Genomic DNA, 20,958 nt, shown 5'->3' on the forward strand with positions numbered 1-20,958 from the left:
CACTCAACACATCGCATCCTCTTTCTTTTCGGGTCGCAAACCTTGGCCCTCTGTGATATTCAAATTTTTGAATAAAAGAGGGGGATCACATTCATGTCCGACCGTCAGGACTTCCGCCCGTCGCGCCGGGGTTTTCTGGGCCTTGCCGGAGGAGCGGCCATGCTCGGGCTTGCGGCGCCCGCACCAGCCAAGGCGCAAAGCGTTGCCACCAAAGCGAAAATCGTCATTCTGGGGCCGGGGGCCGGCGGCACCGGCATTGCCAATCGCCTGGTCGAGCGGCTCGAAGGCGCCGAGATCACCATTCTCGATGCGCGCAAGCAGCACTGGTATCAGCCGGGCTTCACGCTGATCGCCGCGGGGCTCAAACCCGCCGGTTACGCGGTCTCGGGCACCGGCGACTGGCTGCCCAAGGGCGTGACCTGGATCGCCGAGGCCGCGGCCGGGATCGACCCCGAAGCGCAGGTCGTCACCACCGCAAGCGGCACGAAACTGCCCTATGATTATCTGATCGTCGCCACCGGGCTGACGCTTGACTGGGAGGCGATCGAGGGGTTCTCGCTTGATCAGATCGGCCAGAACGGCATCGGCGCGGTCTATGCCGGCCCCGATTACGCCGAGGCGACCTGGCGCGCCATGGATGCCTTTACCGCCAAGGGGGGCGTCGGGCTCTTCGGGCGCCCCGCGACCGAGATGAAATGCGCCGGTGCGCCGCTGAAATACACGTTCATCACCGATGACTACCTGCGCCGCAAGGGCACGCGCGACGCCTCGCAGATCATCTATGCGGCGAATAACGAGGCGCTCTTTTCGGTGCCGGTGGTGAACGAGAAGGTGAAGCTGCTGTTCACTGATCGCGGCGTCGACACCCGCTGGAACCACATCCTGACCGGCATCGACGCGGGCGCGAAGACCGCCTATTTCAAGGTGCCCGAAAAGCGCAGCCTTGCCGCCGATGGCACGGTGGAGGTGACGCCCGCGAAGACCGAGGCGATCGCCTTCGATTTCACCAATGTGATCCCGCCGCAACGCGCGCCGAAAGTGGTGCGCGAGTCGGGGCTGAGCTGGGCCGACAAATGGGTGGATCAGGGCTGGATCGAGGTCGATCAGGGCACCTTGCGCCACCTGCGCTACCCCAATGTCTTTGGCGTGGGCGACATCAACGGCGTGCCCAAGGGCAAGACCGCCGCCAGCGTGAAATGGCAGATCACCGTGGTCGAGGATCATCTGGTTTCCGAGATCGCCGGGCGTCAGGGCACCGAGATCTACAACGGCTACACCTCCTGCCCGATGATCACGAAGATCGGCCGGGCGATGCTGGTCGAATTCGATTACAAGAACAACCTCACCCCCTCTTTCCCCGGGGTGATCGCGCCGCTGGAAGAACTGTGGATTTCCTGGCTGATGAAGGAAATCGCGCTCAAACCCACCTATAACGCGATGCTGCGCGGCAAGGCCTGAGGAGAGGATCATGAAGGAACTGACGCTGCAAACCCTGATCGCGGTTTTCGAGGAGATCTTCGGCCGGGGCCTGTTCTGGACGATGGTCGCGGTCGCGGCGGTGATCACGCTGGCCTATCTTTACGTGCTGCTGCGCGACCGCCACCTGTCGGCGCGCAAATTCCTCACCGCGCAGCTTTTCATGCCGGTGGGGGCGCTCGCGGCGGTGGTGTTCGTGCAATGGGTGACCCATTCGGGCTTTGGCGACATCGGCGGGCCGATCGACTGGATCGTGCTTTTGTGGGTCGCGACCCTCGGCGCGGGCGGCGCGGCGATCCTCGTTTACACGGTCGAGGCGCTGATCACGGGCAAAAGCACGAAACACACCGGCTGAGCCCCGCGGCCCCGGCCCGACACACGACCCGGAAGGCGGCCTTTTGGCCGCCTTTTTCCGTGGCACCACCTGCAATGCAAGGCCACAAGGCCCCCATATGTTCACGGTTTATTCGCCAATCGCTGCGATCATCGACCCCGCATTGCACGGTCACATCGTTTGACATCGACGGGATGAGAGGAGCGCAGGGGCGTGGCGGGAACGGCCGGAAACGACACGTTGACCGGGGGCAGCGGTGCCGACAGCCTTGATGCGCTGGCCGGGGACGACCTTGTTTTCGCCGGCGCGGGCAACGACTCGATCCTTGGCGGCAGCGGCAATGACACGATCCGCGCCGATTACGGCCCCGTCAATCAGATCACCACCGGCCGTTTCGACACCAGCCAGGGGTGGAGCACCTCCGGAACCGGCTATACCAGCGGCGGGCGCTACATCGCCGATGTGGATTATTCTTCCAGCACGCTGACTTATGCAACGACGCTCAGCGGGCTGTCGCTTGGCCCGGGCAGCCACGGCGCCGGGCAGGTGGTTTTCGATCTGGCCTGGAACGACGGCAACCCGGCCCCCTCCAGCGGTTACGCCACCTTCGAGATGCAGATCAACGGGGTCGTCTATGCGCGGGTCACGACGCCCGACGGCGACGGCTCGCAAGCCACCGTCACCTATCTGAACGGGGCCACCGGCACCGTCGCGACCATCGCCGAGGGCAGCGCCCTTGGCGCCACGGGCTATCAGACCCTGACCGTCAACCTGCCCAACGGCGTTCCCGACAGCGGCACGCTGCGCTTTGTCGTCAATGCCGCGACCGGGATGGACGATTTCAGTCTCGACAATGTTCAGGTCATCACCTGCGCCGAGACCGGCAGCGGCGACGATACGGTGCGGGCGGGGCTTGGCGACGATATCGTGCTGGGCAACGGCGGGGCCGACAGCCTTTTGGGCGAGGACGGGCACGATACCCTTGATGGGGGCGCGGGCAATGACACGCTGATCGGCGGCAGCGGCACTGATTATCTGGCCGGGCAGGCGGGCGACGATCTGATCGACGGCGGCACCGGGGACGATAGCGTTCATGCCGGGATCGGCAACGACAGCGTTCTTGGCGGCGACGACAACGACTGGCTGAGCGGCAACGAGGGCAACGACACGCTCTTGGGCGAGGCGGGCAATGACCGGCTCTTTGGCGATGGCGACGACGATCTGCTGCAGGGCGGCATCGGCGACGACACGCTGGAAGGCGGGGACGGCAACGACCTGGTTCAGGGCGGTGACGGGAATGACTCGCTCGATGGCAACGACGGCAACGACACGTTGCAGGGCGGCGCGGGGCGGGACATCATCGAATCCGGTCTGGGCGACGATCTGGTCGATGGCGGCGACGACGCCGATTTTCTGCATGGCCGCGAGGGCAATGACACCTTGATCGGCGGCGAAGGCGCCGACACGCTGACCGGCGGCACCGGCGCCGATCTGTTCCTGGTAGAGGGCGCCGACCGGATCACCGATTTCGACGCCCTCACGAACAGCGCCAATGGCGACGAGGCGGACAACGATGTGGTTGATCTGTCTGGCTTTTACAACCAGGCCAGCCTTGATGCCTGGAATGCCGCCAATCCGGGGCAGACCTATCCGAACCCGCTGGCCTGGCTGAAGGCCGATCAGGCCGACGGGGTGCTGGATCAGGCAGGCGGGCTTGAACTTTACAGCCCCGACGGCACTCCGGTCACCCCGGCCGATCTGAGCGGCGAAAATACCCGGGTGCTCTGTTTCGCCCGGGGCACCCGCATCCTGACCCGCAGCGGCGCGCGGCCGATCGAAGCGCTGCGCGCGGGGGATCTGGTGGTGACGGCCGATCGCGGGGTGCAACCGGTGCGCTGGATCGGCTGTTTCCGTCTTGACCCCGCGCAGCTGGCGGCGGCCCCGCAGCTGCGCCCGGTGCGGATTGCGGCCGGGATGCTGGGCCGGGGGCTGCCGTTGCGCGATCTGGTCGTGTCGCCGCAGCACCGGATTCTGGTGCAATCGCCAATCGCGCGGCGGCTGGCCGGCACAGAGGAGGTGCTGGTGGCGGCGCATCTGCTGGCGGGCCTGCCGGGCATCGGCCTCGACACCCGGGGGCAGAGCGTGGAATACTGGCATCTGCTCCTTGACCGCCACGAGGTGATCTTTGCCGAAGGGGCGCCCTCGGAATCGCTTCATCTCGGAGCGGAGGCGGACAAGACCTTCAACGCAGAGACTCGCGCCGAAATCCTGCGCCTGCTTCCCGCCCTGCCCGCCCCGGCACGCCCCTTCCTGCCCGGCAGGCTGGGCCGACAGCTTGCCGCGCGCCATGCGAAAAACGGCAAACCCCTGCTTTGCCCGCGCCCCGTCACGGCCCGCCTGCGCAGCTGACCGGGGCGGTGGCGAAGGCGGTTCAGGTTTTGTGCGCTTTCGCGCGCGGCAGCACCGCAATACGGTTCCGGCCGCCGCGCTTGGCCCGCAAGAGCGCCTGATCGGCGCGCTGCATGAAGCGGTCGCCGGTGTCGCCCGGGGCAAGGCAGGTCAGCCCGATGCTGAGCGTGATCGACTCGGGGCAGGTGCGAAACCGCACGCGCGGCATGGCCGTCAGGATCTCCAGCGCCGATTTCCGGGCCGTCGTCTCGTCGGCGCCCGGCATCAGCAAAACGAATTCCTCGCCGCCGATCCGCGCCAGATGGTCGACCGGCCGCGCCGCCGTGCGCAGGGTGGCGGCAATGCCCGCCAGCACCGCATCGCCCGCGCCATGGCCATAATCGTCGTTGATCCGCTTGAAACGATCGGCATCGACATAGAGCATCGCCAGCGGCCGCCCGCCCGACCGGGCCAGAGCGATTTCGGACTGCAGCCTTTCCTCGAAGGCGCGACGGTTCAAAAGCCCCGTCAGCGGATCGGTCCGGGCCAGGATTTCAAGCTGCTCCGTCCGGTCGGCCACCTCGCGTTCCAGATTTTCGGTCAGCCGTTTCATCACCGTGATGTCGGTGGCCGCGGCGATCAGACCGATGAAGCGGTCCCCGTCCAGCCGGGGAATGATCCGCTCAAGCAGCCAGCACCAGGCGCCGCCACTGTCGCGTACGCGATATTCGATTTCCCCCGGCTCTCGGCTTGCCGACAGATGGGCCAGACAGGCGCTGTAACGCGCCTGATCCTCGGGGTGGATGAACTCCGCCCATGCAAGCGCGTCGGCCCAGCCCTCGGGCACCCCCAAGAGGGTGCTCCAGCCCTTGTTGACGAAATCGCGCACGCCCGAAGGGCCGCTGAACCAGATCAGGACCGGCGCCTGCTCTGCGATCAGCCGGAACCGCCGATCGGTCTCGATCAAGGCCGAGACCAGCACCCGCTCCACCGAGGGGAAACTTTCGGCCAGATCAGAGGGGCGTTGGAGCGGCAGCGCCCGAACAAGGCGCCGGTCCATCTGCATGATATGGCTCACCAGCCAGTTGACCAGAAATTCGAGAAATTCGGAGACGACCTCGGCCTGCCCCAGATCGTCCCTTGCGGCAATTTCCGAGACACGCGTGACAAACCTGCGATGCGCGCAGATATGGCGATCCGTCGCCTCCGTGCTCAGCCGCGCCTTGCAGAACAATCTTTCTTCCGCGCAGAAATGCTCGGCGGCATAGGTCATGAGTTCGTCCACCAAAGGCGCAACTTCGGGAAGCCTGCCGTTGCCGCCGACGATATCGGCAAGCCGATTGGTCAGTTCAAACAGATGCTTGTGCTGCGCGTCAACCAGCGCATTCCCGGTTTCAAGTTGCGGATTCCAGTAGAACAGCGTCATCTGACAAAGCCCGGTGAAACCTGTGTGGCGTCCATGTTAGCACGAATTTTGGTCAGTTATCCTTGATTTGCCGCAAGTTTACGCAGCGAAACAAGGGCTTTTGCGACCGCCCTTGTCGGCAGCGACAGGCGCCCCGACGCCCCGCGCGGATGGATGCGCGCCGCGATCCAACGCGGCATCGGACCACGGGAGCGCGGGAAGGGCAGTTTGACAACCCGCCCCGTTCAGAACAGCACGATATCAAGCCCCGTCGTGCCCGTTGCCGGGGCGATGTCGTCCTGGCGCACCTCCTGACCGATCCGGGCAAGCCAGGCGTCGTGAACGACCCGCTCCGCCTCGATCGACAGAAGCGACCGCAGCTCGGCCAGAATGTCGCTTTCCCCGGGGCTGACGTGCAGCGCGGTCGGGGCCGCGGTTTCGGGCACTGCGGCTTTCAGCGCTTCGGCCATCCGGCCAATCTCGTCGCGATGCTCGGTCATGGCGCGCAGACCTTCGGACAAGGTCTCGGCCAGCAGCCGCTGGTTGTCGGAAATCGCGGCGCGCGTCGCGGCCAAAGACCCGCGCAGCGCCGCAAGACCCGAGGCGACCTTGGTTTCCAGCTCGTCGCGAATGACCTGCATTTCCGTCGATTGCCGGTCGAACAGCTCCGCCACGGCGCGGGACGAATTCCGGATCGCATCAAGATGGCTGGTCAGATCGGCCACGCGCCCGCCGCTTTCCTCGACCAGTTCGCGCAGCTGATGCGCGATCACCTTCAGCGGCAATCCATCCGGGCCAAGCCCCGCACAGGCGATGACCGCATTGATGCCGATCAGATTGACGCGCATCTCGATCGCGCCGATATCGTGGACGATGTCCTGCACCGTGTCGACCGAGATCGACAGCGCGCGGGCCTCCTCGCCCAGGGCGCTTTGCAGCCCGGCGCCTTCGTCCAGAATGCCGTCGATCCGGGCATAGGCATCCAGAAGATCCTTGATCCCGGTGCGCCCGGGCCGGAACAGATCTTCCACCTCGTGCAGGAAATCCTCGGTCCTTGCCGTGGCCTCGGCAAGCTCGCGTTCCAGCTGGTGCAGATGCGGCCGATGCCGCTCGATCGCGGCGGCGGCTTGCTGCCCGCCCAGATCCAGAACCGCCGCGCGCAGCGCCGCGCCGATCCGGGGATCGCAGGTGGCCCGAAAGACCAGATCGGCATGTTCAAGCCCCTGACGCATCGCATCCCCCGCCTGCAGCGCCAAAAGCGCCTTCGAGACCGCCGCGCGGATCGCCGCCGCGCCTTGCGCCAGCTTGCCGCCGCGCGTCGTCAACATGGACATATGCGTGTCAAGCCGGGTGATCCCGGACAGGATATCCTCCAGCGCCGCGGTCGCATGGTCCGCAAAGAGCCCCCCCAGCCCCGCGGAGCGGCTTTGCGCCGTTCCCACCTTGGCGGTCAGCGCCTCCAGCGCGGCGTGGATTTCCGCGACCCGCTGCGCGGCCATGCGCACCAGTTCGGGCGCATCGCGCGAAAACACCGACATCGAGCCCGTCGTGTCGGCGATCTGCGCCACGGCAACGCGGGCATTCAGCGCCACGATGGTCATGGTCCGGATCACCCCCGAAAGACGCCCGGCCTCTCCCTGCATGGCCCGCACCTCGCCGCAGATCTGGTCAAGCGGCTGACGGCAGCGGGCAAGATCGGTCAGCAGATCGCGCAAGGCCGCCTCGTTGCGCCGGATCGTTTCCGTCAGATCGCGCGCCCCGTCCGAGGAGGCGAAAGCCGCAATCTGCTGGATCGGCTGGTCGAGCGCGTCGAACCGCGCGCAGACCGAGGTCAGGGCCGTGCCCGCGCGCAGGAATTTCTTCTCGGTCTCGACGCTCACGCCCCGCAGAAGATCCGCGCAGGCCTGTGCCTGAGGGACGCACGGATGAAACACCGCTGTCATGGTCTTCCCCTGTTCAAGGATTGCGCCGCAAAGGCCCCCTCAGGCGCTCGGCAGGATCTGCCGGACCACCCCCACCAGCGCATCGGGCTCGACCGGCTTGACGATCCAGCCGGTGGCCCCGGCGGCCTTCGCCTCCTCCTTGCGCGATTGCGCGGATTCGGTGGTCAGCATCAGGATCGGCATGAACCGGCCCGCCGGGGACTTGCGCACCTCGCGGATCAGATCGAGGCCGCTCATGCCGCCCATGTGCAGGTCGGTGATCATCAGATTGGGGCGGTTTCCGCCCGCCATGCCCTGCAGGGCGGCCTCTCCGCTGGCGGCCTTGATCACGCCATAGCCCGCGCGGGTCAGGGTGGCTTCCATGCTCATCAGCATGGTGGGGCTGTCATCGACAAGCAAGATGGTTTTCATGTCTTCCTCTTTGACTTCAATACATTGCCTTGTTTTCACCGGTCCGCGGAAGCGACGCCAGACAGGCCGCGACGAAAGCGTCCGGGGGCGGATGGACAAGCGCGGGGCGCATCGCCAGAAGGCATTGCAGAACCGCGCTGTGGATCGGGCCCGCCGTGGCAAGATCCACCTGCGGCGCCTCGGTCGCGCCCAGCCACTGGGCGAAATCGAGCGCCTCCTCGACCGTGGCGGCGCCCTCGATCCGGGCCAGCGCCCCCTCGTAAACGATCGCCATCACAGCAACTCCTTGACATCGAGCACCAAAAGCACCCGCCCGTCGCCCAGAACCGCGGTCCCCGCATAGCCGGGCACACCGTTCAGAAGGCCGCTCATCGGCTTCATGATCACATCCATGCCCGCCACGAATTCATCCACCACCAGACCGACCGGGGCGCCGTCGATCCGCACCACCAGCACGGCCTCTTCTTCCGCGGGACGCGGCGGCAACAGGAAGCGCTCGCGCAGCCGCACGATCGGCACAAGGGCGCCGCGCAGATGCGCCAGTTCGCGCCCCTTCACCTTGCGGATCGTCGGCGCGGGCATCCGCACGGTTTCCGCCGTCAGCGCCATCGGAATGCCGTAAAGCTGGCCGCCGATCTCCACCGCCATCACCTTGGAGATTGCCAGCGTCAGCGGCAGATGCAGATCGACCGTGGTGCCCAGCCCGACCACCGAGGACAGCCGCACCGTGCCGCCCAGACCCTCGATCGTGTGGCGCACCGCATCCATGCCGACGCCCCGCCCCGACAGGTCCGAGACCGTCTCGGCCGTGGAAAAGCCCGGCAGAAAGATCAGGTTGACCGCCTCCGTCTCCGAAAGCCCCGCCGCAGTTTCCGGCGAAATCAGCCCCTTGCGCAGCGCCGAGGCGCGGATCTTTTCGGGGTCGATGCCCCGCCCGTCATCCTCGATCTGGAGGACGACCTTGTCGCCTTCCTGCGTGGCGCGCAGCACCAGCCGCGCGGTCTCGGGCTTGCCCGCCGCGCGCCGCTCCTCGGGGGTCTCGATGCCGTGGTCCAGACTGTTGCGCATCAGATGCAGCAAAGGGTCGGCCAGCGCCTCGATCACGCCCTTGTCGGCCTCGGTGGTCTCGCCCTCGATCCGCAGATCGACGCTTTTGCCAAGCTTGCGGCTGATGTCGCGCACAAGGCGCGGGAAGCGGCGGAACACCACCGCGACCGGCAGCATCCGGATGCCCATCACCGCGGCCTGCAACTCTTGCGCGATCCGGTCCAGAACGGCGAAATGGGTCTTGATCTCGCGCGCCATCTCGCGGCTGCCGAAGTGGTTTTCGGCGCGGTTGGCCAAGAAGGGCAGCGCGTTCTTGGCCACGACCAATTCGCCGACCAGATCGACAAGGCCGTCGATCTTCGCCGGTTCGATCTTCAGCGCCCGGTCGGCGGCGGCCCCGCCCTCCGAGGCGGGCACCGTCGGGGGATCGGGCGGCGCGCAAGGCGGGGGGACCGGCTCGGCAAAGGCCTCGCCCGTCACCACCGCGCGCAGGCGCCGCAACGGCAGGTCCGACCCGCTTTGAGAGGCGTTTTGCACCGCAAGGGCCAGGGTGTCGGGCGCCACATGAAAGCCCGCGCCGCGAAACAGCGCCAGGATCGCACTGCCGATGGCCGCCACCGCCGCCTCGGGCGCGCAGGCCAGACGGAACTGGGTGGCCAGCAGTTCCGCGGTGACCGGATCGAAGGGGCCATCGAAGATCTGCGCCCGGCCGATCTCGATCACCTCGGTTTCCGCCACGACATAGCGCAGCAGATGGTCGATTTCGGCGCGCGGTGCGGCGCTGAGCAGATCGAACCGCAACTGACAGTGATAGGGGTCGAACTCCTCGGGCGCAGCCCAAGGCGCCGAGGGGACGACGCGGAACCACAGCCGCCCCGGCACCTGCGCCATCAGATAGGCCGGGTCTTCGCCGGAAAAGAAACATTCGGCGCGCGGGCTGTAGCGGATCAGCGCGAAGCGGGTTTCGGGCGCGGCATCGGCCAGAACCTCGGCCAGGGTCGCGCGCAGCGGCAGATCCAGCCAGTCGGGCAGGTCCGACACCAGCGGCTGATCTGGCGCGGCGGGCGTTTCGGTGGCGGAGGTATCGGCGGCGCCCCCCGCGCCCAACCAGCCGCGATAGCGACGCGCGCGGATGCGGGCGAAATCGGCCGATCCCTCGGGCAGTCGGCCCGCGGTGTCGATCGCCTCGACCCAGCCGGAGAGCGTGTCGAAACAGCCCAGCAGATCATCGACGATCTCGGAATTGAGGGCGATCCGCCCCTCGCGCACCGCCCCCAGCAGATCCTCGGCGGCATGGACGAGTTCGACCAGGATCGGCAGGTCGAACATCCCCGCCGTGCCCTTGATCGTATGCACGACACGGAAGAGGTCGTTCACCGCCACCGCATCGGCGGGATGGGCCTCAAGCCGCAACAGCGCATCGGCGGCGGTTTCCACAAGATCGCGCATTTCGGGCACGAAGCCGTCGCGCAAGAGGTCAAGATCAGGCGACAGGCTCATGCGGCCCTCCCCGAAAGGCGGTCGCGGCCGGTCGCAGCGCGCGGCGCCAGCCCGCACAGCGCCCGCGCCACCGCGATGAAAAGATCGGGATCGACCGGCTTCGTCAGATAGAAATTCGCCCCGGCGGCAAAGGCGCGGGCCTGTTCGGCGGCGCTGTGCGAAGAGCTGACGATCACCGCAGGCACCCCGGCCAGATCCGGCGTGGCCCGGGCGGCGCGCAGAAAGCTCAGCCCGTCCATCATCCGCATGTTGATATCGACAAAGAACAGATCGAATCGCGCCTGCAAGGCGATTTCCATCGCTTCAAGGCCGTTGATCGCCTCGTGCAGATCGACGCCCTCGTCGGCCAGCAGGCTGGCGCAATAGCGGCGCATCGTGAAGGCGTCGTCGATCAGCAGAATCCGCGGACGCGGCGGCGGCAGGCTGGCGATCTTGCTGTGCGGTTTGGGCATGGCGGCGCGACCTCAGAGCGACGAAACGGACAGGGGTTTTTGATGCACGAGCGCATCGGGGAACTTGCGGGGGGTGAAGAGCGGCGAGATCCGCGACATGCTTTCGGAATGGCCAAGGCAGATGAACCCGCCCGGGCGCAGACAGTCGAAGAACGCCTCGGCGACTTGCCGCCGCGAGGCCTCGTCGAAATAGATCAACAGGTTGCGGCAGAAGATCACGTCGATCTGCCGGACCCGCGCCATCTGCGCCGGATCGACGACATTGATCAGCGAAAAGTCGATCGACTGGCGCAATTCGTCGATCACCTGCCATTTGCCGCCCGCGACGGCGTGGAAATAGCGGCTGCGCAAGGCCTGCGGCACCCGATGCAGGGCGCGTTCCTCGTAAAGCCCGTCGCGCGCCCTGGCCAGCACCCGGCTGTCCACATCCGAGGCCAGGATCTCGATGTCATAGGCATCCGCCCTGCCCCAGTTTTCCAGGATCGAAATGGCCAGAGAATAGGGTTCCTCGCCGGTCGAACAGGGCACCGACCAGATCCGCAGCCGATCCCCCGGCGCGCGGCCCCGCACCACCTCGTCCAGCATGTTGTTCACCAGACAGTCGAACTGGTAATCCTCGCGCAGGAAATAGGTCTCGTTCACCGTCATCTCGTTGATCAGGTGCTGCAATTCCTGCTCGCCGGGCTGAAAGCGCACGCGCATGAAGTAATCGCGGAAGCTGCGCGATCCGGTCAGGCGCATGCGCTCGGCCAGGCGCCGGTCGGTGAAGCTGCGCCGTTTCGCATCCAGCCGGATGCCGGTCTTGCGATAGAAGAAATCCTGAAAGGCCTGCATCTCTTCGGGGCTGACAGGGATCGGGTCATTGGGCAGCGGACCATGCGCGCTCATGGCTGTGCCGCCGCAAAAGCGCCGCCCAGGGTCGGCGCCTGCGCCAGCAGGAACTGCACGAAAGGATCGGTGCGAAAACGCTGCGCCGTGCTGGCCCGCAACGGCCCCGGCAGCGCCTGACCGAGCCCCTGCAGCACCTCGAGCAGCGTGGCGCAGACATTGGCGTCGGTCTCGTCTTGCAGCCGCGCAAACAGCGTCAGCTCGATCCCGGACAGCGGCAGATCCCCGGCCAGAAGCACGCCGAAGATGCGCAGCGCGGGGTCGGGATCGTGCAGCAGCTCTCCCAGCACCTCGGCGGCGGGGCCCGGCATCGCGGTCAGCGCCGCCAGCGCGCTGTTGCGCAGCCCCGCATCCGCGGCGCGCAGATGATCGGCCAGAACCCGGGCGGCGACAAGATCGCCCTGCGCGACAAGGGCGCGAAACAGCACCTCGCGCATCGCGGGATTGGTTTCGGACTGCAGGCGCCGCCCAAGCTCCGCCGCGGCGCCGGGGGTCTGCCCCAGCGCCTGCGCCTCGCGCCGACGCGCCTGCGTCGCATCTTCGGCCCCGGTTTCGCGCATCCGGCTGTCGGCGCGGACAAGTCCCATGGTCAGGCCCCCCTTTTGCGCTGCGGACGTTGCAGCCAGACGCCAAGCCGGGCCGGGATCCGCCCCGGTGGCAAAACGGCCTCGGCGCCGCCCGCGGCAATCAGCGCCGCCGGCATGCCGAAAACGACCGAACTCGCCTCGTCCTGCGCCACGGTGCGTCCGCCCGCGCGCAGCAGTTTCGTCATTTCCGGCGTGCCGTCATCGCCCATGCCGGTCAGCATCACGCCGATCAGCCGCTCCGCCGACAAAAGCCCCAGCGCACTCTCGACAAGCCGCCCGATCGAGGGATGCCAGGGCCGGGCATCAATAGGAACCGAGGTCGCCATCAGCTTGCCCGCCCGCCGCAGCAGCACGAAATCGGCATCGCCCCGGCCGATATAGACATGCCCGGGGGCAAGGGCGGTCGGGCCGGTGACCTCCTGCACGGCAAGCGCCGAAATCTGGTCGAGCCGGTTGGCAAAGGGGCCGGTGAAGGCCGCGGGCATGTGCTGACAGATCAGCACCGGGGCCGGGAAATCACCGGGCAGCGCGGAAACGAAATCTTCAAGCGCGCGCGGCCCGCCCGTCGAAGCCCCGACCAGCACCAGCCTTTCCGGCCCGTCAAGCGGCGCCAAGGTCGGCACGGGCGCAGGTCGCCGCACCCGCGGAACGGGGGGCGCACGCCGCGCGGCGCCCGGTTGTGGCAGCCGCGCCCGCACCGCCGCCGCCACCTTGGCGCAGATCTCGTCCTCGACCCGGTGCAGATCCAGCGACACCGTGCCATCGGGCTTGTGGACGAAATCGACCGCGCCAAGCTGCAGCGCCTCGAAAGTGGCCAGCGCCCCCGCCTCGGTCAGCGAGGACACCATGACCACCGGTGTCGGGCGCCGGTGCATCAGATGGCTGAGAAAGGTCAGCCCGTCCATCTCGGGCATGTTGATGTCAAGCGTGATCACATCCGGGGCGCAGGCCTCGACCATTTCGAGCGCCTGAGCCCCGTTGCGGGCCGTTTCCACCTGCCAGTGCCGCGCCTGCAGCATTTGCGACAGGCGTTTGCGCATCAGCGCGGAATCGTCGATCACCAGAACCTTGGGCATGATCTGTCCGATCAGGCCGCGTCCAGGGCAGCCAGTTCGGCGCCATCCAGCAGCCGGTCGCTTTCCAGCAGCAGGATCATCCGCTGCCGCTCGGCCAGATTGGCGACGCGGCGGATCATCTGCGCCTGTTCCTGGGTCAGATCGGGGGCCGCCTCGATCCGGGCGCGGGCGATGCGCATCACCTCCGAGACGCTGTCGACGATGAAGCCGGTCTGCACGCCGCGGATGGTGAAGACCATGACCCGCTGCCGGTCGTTGCGCGCCTGCGCGGGCAGGCCGAAGCGGCTGCGCTGATCGACAAGCGGAATGACCGCGCCGCGCAGGTTGATCACCCCTTCGATGAAATCGGGGCTGCGCGGCACCCGGGTGATGGTCTCGGGCAGACGCAAGATTTCCTGCACATCGGCGATGGCGACACCATATTCTGCGTCCATCAGACGGAAGACGACGAATTGTTCTTCCTCCGCACTGGCGGAAGCGGTTTGCGAACCGGCCATGTCCTGTCCCTCCCCGGTCAGGGCGGCAAGGCTGCCCTGCAGCGCGCCGTCATCGAAGATCTTGTCGGCCGACAGCACCGAAACGATGCGGTTGCCGTTGTCGAGCCGGCACACGGCCTTGATGTCGCGCAGCTGCGCATCGGCGGCCAGCAGCGGCGGCATCGGGTCGATCAGGCCGCGGGCCACCCGCAGCACTTCGCGCACGCGGTCCATCACCAGACCGACCGCGCTTTGCCCGCCGTCCAGCGAAACGACAACCACCCGGTTGTGATCGGCCAGAGGCGCCGGGTCCATGCCGAACAGCGCACGCATCGAGAGCACGGGCAAAAGCCGCTCGCGCAGGCTCATCACGCCCAGCACTGCGGGCGCGGCTTTCGGCACCTTGGTGATGCGCTCGGGCACCTGAACGATTTCCTGCACGCAGCTGATTTCCAGCCCATATTCCTGCCCCGCCACATCAAACGAGACGAGCTGCATCTGGTCATCGGCGCCGCCTGTGGCGGTCGCACTCGCCGCCACCGGCTGCAGCCGCAGCGCCGTTTCGGGGCTGCGCGCGTCGAAACTGTCGAATTCGCGGGCAATCAGCGCCAGCGCATCCAGCACCATGATCATGCCGCGCGCATCCTCGGACCGGATCACCCCGTCCAGCAGATCCGAGCGCAGCGTGGTGGTGACCGATCCCGCCGGCTCGATCCGGTCGGCCTCGACGGTGACGACATTGGCGACATCATCGACCACGATCCCCACCGGCCGCGCCCCGTCCAGAATGACGACGCGGTTGGCATCGTCATGGGCGGCTTCGGGCAGGCCGAACAGACGGCGGGTATTGACCACCGGCAGCACCGAGCCGCGCAGATTGGCCAGCCCCTCCAGCGCGGCGGGCGCCAGCGGCAGCCTGACGATGGCGGGCACGCGGATGATTTCGCGCACCGCAGCCAGCGCAACGGCGAAACTTTCGCCCGCGATCGAGAAGATCACGAATTGCCGCGCCGTCCCGGTCATCCCAGCGCCGGTAGCCGATGCCGCTTCGGCCCCGGGGCGGGCGGCGGGCTTTTTCGGCTTGCCGGACCGGCCGTCTTTCACCGCCGGTTTCGGGGTGGCCGCGGGGGGGGCGGCCGGATCGCCGCCTGCGTCGATGCTGTCGGTCATGACCCGTCCGCCTCAGAGCCCGGTTTGCAGTTCATCGGCGAGCGAGGCGATCGACTCGACCGCCATGGCGAGTTCCTCGGCCCCCTGCGCCTGCTGCTTGGCCGCCGCGGCCGCGCGGGCCGAGTTCTGGTTCGCCTGCCCCGCCGCCGCCGCGATCTGGTTGATCCCGGTCTGCACATCGGTGATGCGCGAGATCATCGCCTCGGATTCGCTGGCGATGATGCGGTTGCCTTCCAGCACCTGCGCCATGTCCGCGGTGACCCGGGCAATATCGGCGGTCATCGCGCGGTTCTTTTCCACCTCGATCAGCGCCGCGGCCGAGATTTCGTCCAGATCGACCCGCACGAAGCCGATCTGTTCCTGGATCATCTTGACCATGTCCTTGATCCGCGATGCATTTTCGCTGCTTTCTTCGGCCAGGTTGCGGATGTCGGTCGACACCACCGCAAAGCCCTTGCCGAATTCGCCCGCCCGCGCCGCCTCGATCGAGCCGTTCACCGCCAGCATGTTGGTCTGGATGCCGACGGTCGAAATCGCGTCGACGATCTTGTCGATCCGCCCCGAAACCTGCGCCAGCGCGGTGATCTGCTCGCGCAAGAGACCGTTCGCCTCGACCGATTGCTGCACGCCGGACACAAGGCCATCCACCGCCGCGCGCGAGTCCGCCAGAAGACCGGAAATCGCCGTGCCCCGGTCCAGCGCCTGTTCGGCGCGGGCGCGGGAAGTTTCGGCCCCGGCCTGAATTTGCGTCACCGCTGCCGCCGCCTGCGTCGTCGCCGCCGCCTGCGTGTTCGCCCCCGCCGCGATCTGATCGACCGCGGTCAGGATCTGCGCCGCCGCGCGGTTGATTTCCTCGATCGCCGAGGACAGTTCCTCGGCCGCCGCCGCCACTTCCTCGGCGCTTTTGCGCACATCGGCGCTGTTGCGCAGCTCGTCGGCGATTTCGGACAGCACGGCGGAAGAGGCCTCGCTCTCCGAAAGCGCGACATTTTGCTGATCCAGCGTCGAGAGGATTTCCTCGCAGGCCGCCGCCTGAGTGTTCGCGGAATTGGAAATATCCTCGGCGCCGCGCTGCGCCTCGCCCGCGGCGGCTTCGGATTCGCGCGCCTGCAGCGCGATGTCGCGCCCGCCCTCGACGATCGTCGCCATGTCGTCACGCACCTGCACCAGCTGGTGATTGACCTTTTCGCCGCGCTCGACCTCGGCGCGGGCGGTCTCGGCCGATTGCTTGATCCCCTCGGCGATCACCTGCACCTCTTCCTGGATCTTGCCGATCAGATCCTGGATTTCGCGGGCAGATTTTTCCGAGGTCTCGGCCAGCGTGCGCACCTGATCGGCGACGACGGCAAAGCCCTTGCCATGTTCGCCCGCCCGCGCCGCCTCGATCGCGGCATTCAGCGCCAGAAGGTTGGTCTGATCGGCGATCCGCGCCACCGCCTTGACGATCTCGCCGATGGTCGAGGCCTGATGCTCCAGCTCGCGGGCGATCTTGACCGAATTTTCCTGCCGCGCCGCCGCGCGCGCGATGGCGGCGATCGAATTCACGATTTGTTCGCGCGTGGTATCGACAAGCCGTTGCAATGTCTCGGTCTTTTCGACCGAAATCCCCGCCGCCTCGCGCGAGGTGACCAGAATGGCCGACATTTCCCGCACCGCCTTGAGCGAGACACTGGCCGCGCTTGACGCTTCTTCGGCCCCGGCGGCGATTTCCTCCATCGCGCGTTTCAGTTCTTCGCTGGCCGAGGTGGCCTCGGCCACGCCGGTCGCCAGTTCGGTCGTCGCCGAGGCGATCTGCTCGGCCGCGGCCTGCTGACGCGCGAAGGTGCGGGCCTGACGGCGCTGCGCATCGACGGGCGCGGCGCCGCGGGCCTTGGCCGGGGGTTCATCTGTGACAAGGGCCGCTTTCGCGGCGGCCTGAGCGGAAATCTGGGTGCGTTTGACCAGTGCCATGAGACCTGACTTCGGTTGCCGGAATGCCCGGGTGTTGACAAGGATAGGCGGAGGCAAAGGGTCGCCTTCGGCCCCAGGGCGCAGCAGATGCCATGGGTGAATGACCGTCCGAAGGAGGCGTGTCAGCCTCGGTGGACAGTCTGATAGTCGATTCGGGTTAACAGCCCGTTCCCGGGCATACATCTGACACCCAGCCCTGACAGGTGTCGGGCGTAGCCGGTCGCCGGGGCACCCGTCACGAGGCCCTTTGCCCGGCCGGATTGCGGTCGGCCTCGGTCAGGCAGATCAGCTCGGCGCCGAAGCGGGCCGCGAGCGCCTTGCCGCGGCTTTCGCCGAGCACCATGCAGGCGCTGGCCAGCGCATCGGCGCGGATGCAGCTCTCGGCCAGAACGGTGGCCGAGGCCGGACCGCCGATCAGCGGCGCGCCCCGGGCCGGGTCCATCGTATGGGCCAGACGGCGCTCGCCCACCCGGACCCAGTGCCGGTAATCGCCCGAGGTGGCGATGGCGAGATCGGTCATCTCGATCATCGCATGGATGGCGCGATGGCCGAAATCGGGCCGTTCCAGCGCCACCGCCCAGCCGCGGTCCCCCGGAGGTTTGCCGATGGCGCGCAGCTCGCCATCAATCGCCGCCAGCGCCGCGGTGATCCCCGCCGCACGGGCCGCCGCGATCAGCCGGTCCACCCCGTAACCCTTTGCAATGCCGCACAGATCAAGGCTCATCTCGGCATGCTTGCGGGCCCGACCGCGGGCCGGGTCCAGCTCCAGCACCTCGTAGCTCGGGCGGCGCGGCTTCGCCATCGCGGCGCGGATCGCGGTTTCATCGGCGGGGACCGGGCCGAAGCCCCAGGCGCGGATGGCATCGCCCATCGCGATCTCAAAGGCGCCACCGCTTTCGCGGCCGATGACCAGCGCTTCGGCCAGCACCTCCATCAGCTCGGGCGGCAGATCCTGCCAGACCCCCAGCGGCGCGGCGTTGAAGCGCATCAGATCGCTTTCGGGGGTTCGGCTCGACATCTGCGCCGTGATCCGGTCCACCTCGGCCTGACAGGCGGCGCGCAGGGGGGCGGTGTCGAAGCCCGGCTCAGGATGCAGCGTCAGCGCCCAACGCGTGCCCATCGTCGCCCCGTTCAGCACCTGACGGGCGGTCTCAGTAGACATCTTCGGCATAGCGTCCCTCGGCTTTCAAGGTGGCGGGCGTCTGCCCGATGGGAACCAGGATCTCGGCCAGCGCCTCGCGGACCGCGGCGGCCATGTCGCGCCCGCCGCAGACCATGATCTGCGCCCCCGCCCGGATCAGCCGGGCCAGTTCAGGCGCATCGGCGCGCAGCGCGTCCTGCACATAGGTTTTCGGCCCGTGGCGGGAAAAGGCGGTCTTCAGGCGCGTCAGCTGCCCTGCGGCCTGCCAGTCGCGCAGTTCGGCATCATAGAGCAGGTCGCTTTGCGGCGCGCGGGCGCCGAAATAAAGATGCATCGGCCGGTGACGACGGTTGGCGCGCAGGAACCCCGCCAGCGGCCCGACGCCGGTGCCAGCGCCGATCAGAATGACCGGCTTGCGGCCCTTTTGCGGCCGGAAACCGGGGTTGCGGCGGACAAAACCCGCGATCGTCGCGCCGGGGGTCAGATCGGTCAGTTGCCCCGAACAGAGCCCGCCCGGATGGCGGCGCACACAGATTTCCAGAAAGCCGTCCCGCGCCGAGGAGGCGAGCGAGTAAAACCGCGGCAGGTCCGATCCCCGGGGCAGCACGCCGATCAGATCGCCCGCCTCGAAACGGGCCAGCCCCTGCCCGGTCAGCCGCTCCCACAGCGTCGGGCGCGGCAGGGCAAAGCGCAGGATCGAGGTCGGCGCCTGCACCTCGGCGCCATAATCGCGCCGCGAGATCAGGGTGAGCGTGCTGGTCTTCGGCCGTTCGGGCAGATGCGTCAGATCAAGCGGCAGGGTCAGGACGGCGCCCAGATCGCGGCTCCAGCGGGCAAAATCCTGCGGGGATTGCCGGTCGACGGTGGCCATCGGCAGCAGCTCCGCCCAGCCGATCGCGGCCGCAGCCTCGCGCAGGCTTTCGGCAAAGGCACAGAACTGCGGGAAGGAGCGGTCGCCAAAACCAAGGATTGCCAGCGGCGCTTCGGGGGCTGTCTTCAGCGCCGCGATGCGGTCAAGGACGCCCTTGGCGGCGGTCGGGGCCTCGCCCTCGCCATAGGTGGCGGCCAGGATCAGGAAGCGGCGGGCATGGGCGTAACGGGAAGGGTCGAAGGTGGCGAGCGGCCCGGTGTGAACCTTTTGCCCGGCGGCGGTCAGGCCATCGTGAAGCGTGCGGGCAAAGCCCCAGGTCGTGCCGCCTTCCGAGGCCACCAGCACCACGGTTTCGGCGCTGTCGGAACGGGCATTGCGGCGGATGCGCCGGGTCGCACGCAGACCGGCCCACCATTGGCTCGCCCCGGTCAAGGCCAGCGCCGGCACCGACAGGGACATCAGACCGAGCAGCAGACCCAGCACCGAGGCCCCCTGCCCCGTATGCAGCATCACCATGATTTCCGTGGCCTTTTCGAAAAAGCCGGGGGTGGCCGAGGACAGCATAACCCCGGTGCCCGGATCAATCAGCGCCACGCCGCCCGCCGTCACCAGCTTGAACGTGTCGGTCGGATCCTCGGGCGAGGGCAGCGAAAGTTCCCTCAGCGCCGCGGCGGGCGTATTGGCCAGCGCCGGGATCTGGTCATAGGCCAGCCGCGGCAGATTCGCCGTGGCCAGCGCGGGCGCGGGTTCCGCCGCAGCATCGGGCAAAAGCGAGAACATCGAAGCGGTCATCCAGAGCGCGGTGAGGGACGACAGGATCAGCCCGCCCACCGCAAACCGCGCCAGCTCCACATGCAGCCGCCCGGCAAAGGGGCCGCGGGTGCGGCCAAACCAGCGGCTCCAGCCGCCCATCCGCCGCGCCACGAGCCAAAGGCCCGAGATCGCCAGCGCCAGCATCAGCGCCGCGCCGGCCGCCGCGACCAGTCGCCCGGTGTCCCCGGCGAACAGTTCGCGGTGCAGGTCGGTCAGGAAGCGCGATCCGGGCAGCGGATCGGGGCTGCCAAGATCGGCGCCGGTCGCGGGGTCGATCACCGCCGCGCCGGGCCTGCCGCCCTCGAACCACCAGGCCACCACGCGCCCCGAAGGCGCGCGGCGGATCTGTTCCAGACCGGGATGGGCCGAGGCCACCCGTGCCGCCAGATCGGCGACCGTCAGCGTGCTTTCGGCCTGCGGCACGGCAAGCCGTTCGAGCGCCGGGTAAAGCGACAGCGCCGCCCCCGAAAGCGCCAGAACGAAAACAAGAAGCGCCGCCACAAGGCCGGGCCAACGGTGCAGATGTCGCAGCACGGGAATGCCTCCTATTTCAGTGGGTTACTTGGAAATGGTCAGGCTCTGGACGAAGTATTTCCCCGCCACCGGCTTGCCCAGATTGTCCGAGGTGAGCGGGATCGTGACCTCGTCGCGCACGTCCGACATCTTCTCGACCGAGGCATCGACATGCAGCACATAGCCCTGATCGAACAGCGTATCGGCCAGATCGAGGGTGATCGTCAGATCCCGCCCGGCCCCCACCGAAGCCCCGGTGATGCCGTCAACCTGCGCGGTATTGCCGCCGGTCGCGGCATACCAGCCGCCCAGGTGGCTGTAATATTTCGCCTTGCCGCCCGCCATCCAAAGGCTGCCGACATAGCCGCCGCTCGCATCGGTGACGTAATAGGCGAGATAGGCGCCATCGCCGCCGTAGGCGCTCATCTGCGTGGTGAAGGTGACCGGGGTGGCCAGCGCCATCCCCGGAACAAGCGCGGTCGTGACTGCAAGCGCGGTGTGAAGCGGTTTCATCGCG

17 protein-coding genes are annotated in these 20,958 nt (G+C 67.5%); 3 read left to right on the plus strand and 14 right to left on the minus strand.

What is annotated here, in order from left to right; genetic code table 11:
• Positions 1-93 precede the first annotated feature (93 nt).
• The 3 genes from ACTTAG_RS10520 to ACTTAG_RS10530 all read left to right on the plus strand — a co-directional run bounded on the left by ACTTAG_RS10520 (position 94) and on the right by ACTTAG_RS10530 (position 4,219).
• Positions 94-1,458, plus strand: a complete 1,365-nt coding sequence (locus ACTTAG_RS10520; RefSeq protein WP_444462282.1) for an NAD(P)/FAD-dependent oxidoreductase — start codon at positions 94-96, stop codon at positions 1,456-1,458.
• A gap of 10 nt (positions 1,459-1,468) precedes the next feature.
• The gene (locus tag ACTTAG_RS10525) at positions 1,469-1,831 is read left to right on the plus strand and encodes a DUF5368 domain-containing protein (RefSeq protein ID WP_444462283.1); all 363 of its coding nucleotides are present in this window, start codon (positions 1,469-1,471) and stop codon (positions 1,829-1,831) included.
• Between the two features lie 192 nt (positions 1,832-2,023).
• Entirely contained in the window at positions 2,024-4,219 is a 2,196-nt protein-coding gene (locus ACTTAG_RS10530; RefSeq protein ID WP_444462284.1) for a Hint domain-containing protein, read from the plus strand.
• Positions 4,220-4,241: 22 nt separating this feature from the next.
• On the opposite strand, the gene ACTTAG_RS10535 is transcribed toward ACTTAG_RS10530, so the two are convergent.
• From ACTTAG_RS10535 to ACTTAG_RS10600, 14 genes are all read right to left on the minus strand, one after another.
• On the minus strand, positions 4,242-5,624 hold the full coding sequence (locus ACTTAG_RS10535; protein ID WP_444462285.1) for a GGDEF domain-containing protein: 1,383 nt from the start codon (positions 5,622-5,624) through the stop codon (positions 4,242-4,244).
• Between the two features lie 224 nt (positions 5,625-5,848).
• On the minus strand, positions 5,849-7,483 hold the full coding sequence (locus tag ACTTAG_RS10540) for a hypothetical protein (RefSeq protein ID WP_444462286.1): 1,635 nt from the start codon (positions 7,481-7,483) through the stop codon (positions 5,849-5,851).
• 102 nt (positions 7,484-7,585) lie between these two features.
• Positions 7,586-7,957: a response regulator gene (locus ACTTAG_RS10545; protein ID WP_444462287.1), complete on the minus strand. Its 372-nt coding sequence runs from the start codon at positions 7,955-7,957 to the stop codon at positions 7,586-7,588.
• A 16-nt stretch (positions 7,958-7,973) separates the two neighbouring features.
• Complete coding sequence (locus ACTTAG_RS10550; protein ID WP_444462288.1) at positions 7,974-8,231, minus strand: hypothetical protein; 258 nt, start codon at positions 8,229-8,231, stop codon at positions 7,974-7,976.
• A complete protein-coding gene (locus tag ACTTAG_RS10555; protein ID WP_444462289.1) occupies positions 8,231-10,504 on the minus strand; it encodes a chemotaxis protein CheA in 2,274 nt (757 codons plus the stop codon). The genes ACTTAG_RS10550 and ACTTAG_RS10555 overlap by 1 nt, the downstream gene beginning before the upstream one ends.
• The gene (locus tag ACTTAG_RS10560; protein ID WP_444462290.1) at positions 10,501-10,956 is read right to left on the minus strand and encodes a response regulator; all 456 of its coding nucleotides are present in this window, start codon (positions 10,954-10,956) and stop codon (positions 10,501-10,503) included. The genes ACTTAG_RS10555 and ACTTAG_RS10560 overlap by 4 nt, the downstream gene beginning before the upstream one ends.
• Positions 10,957-10,968: 12 nt before the next feature.
• Positions 10,969-11,844, minus strand: coding sequence for a CheR family methyltransferase (locus tag ACTTAG_RS10565; RefSeq protein ID WP_444462291.1), 876 nt, complete (start codon positions 11,842-11,844; stop codon positions 10,969-10,971).
• Positions 11,841-12,431, minus strand: a complete 591-nt coding sequence (locus ACTTAG_RS10570) for a HEAT repeat domain-containing protein (protein ID WP_444462292.1) — start codon at positions 12,429-12,431, stop codon at positions 11,841-11,843. Before ACTTAG_RS10570 ends, ACTTAG_RS10565 begins: the two co-directional genes overlap by 4 nt.
• 2 nt (positions 12,432-12,433) lie before the next feature.
• A complete protein-coding gene (cheB, locus tag ACTTAG_RS10575) occupies positions 12,434-13,507 on the minus strand; it encodes a chemotaxis-specific protein-glutamate methyltransferase CheB (protein ID WP_444462293.1) in 1,074 nt (357 codons plus the stop codon).
• An 11-nt stretch (positions 13,508-13,518) separates the two neighbouring features.
• Positions 13,519-15,153 carry a chemotaxis protein CheW gene (locus ACTTAG_RS10580; protein ID WP_444462294.1) on the minus strand — a complete coding sequence of 545 codons (1,635 nt, stop codon included), beginning with the start codon at positions 15,151-15,153 and terminating at the stop codon, positions 13,519-13,521.
• Between the two features lie 12 nt (positions 15,154-15,165).
• Positions 15,166-17,103 carry a methyl-accepting chemotaxis protein gene (locus ACTTAG_RS10585; RefSeq protein WP_444462295.1) on the minus strand — a complete coding sequence of 646 codons (1,938 nt, stop codon included), beginning with the start codon at positions 17,101-17,103 and terminating at the stop codon, positions 15,166-15,168.
• A 235-nt stretch (positions 17,104-17,338) separates the two neighbouring features.
• Positions 17,339-18,265: an FAD:protein FMN transferase gene (locus tag ACTTAG_RS10590; protein ID WP_444462296.1), complete on the minus strand. Its 927-nt coding sequence runs from the start codon at positions 18,263-18,265 to the stop codon at positions 17,339-17,341.
• Entirely contained in the window at positions 18,255-20,462 is a 2,208-nt protein-coding gene (locus ACTTAG_RS10595; RefSeq protein WP_444462297.1) for a PepSY domain-containing protein, read from the minus strand. Before ACTTAG_RS10595 ends, ACTTAG_RS10590 begins: the two co-directional genes overlap by 11 nt.
• A 24-nt stretch (positions 20,463-20,486) precedes the next feature.
• Positions 20,487-20,954 carry a DUF2271 domain-containing protein gene (locus ACTTAG_RS10600; RefSeq protein WP_444462298.1) on the minus strand — a complete coding sequence of 156 codons (468 nt, stop codon included), beginning with the start codon at positions 20,952-20,954 and terminating at the stop codon, positions 20,487-20,489.
• Between the last annotated feature and the right edge of the window lie 4 nt (positions 20,955-20,958).

This window comes from Rhodobacter capsulatus, from assembly GCF_052363185.1.
Taxonomy (GTDB): Bacteria; Pseudomonadota; Alphaproteobacteria; order Rhodobacterales; family Rhodobacteraceae; genus Rhodobacter; species Rhodobacter capsulatus_E.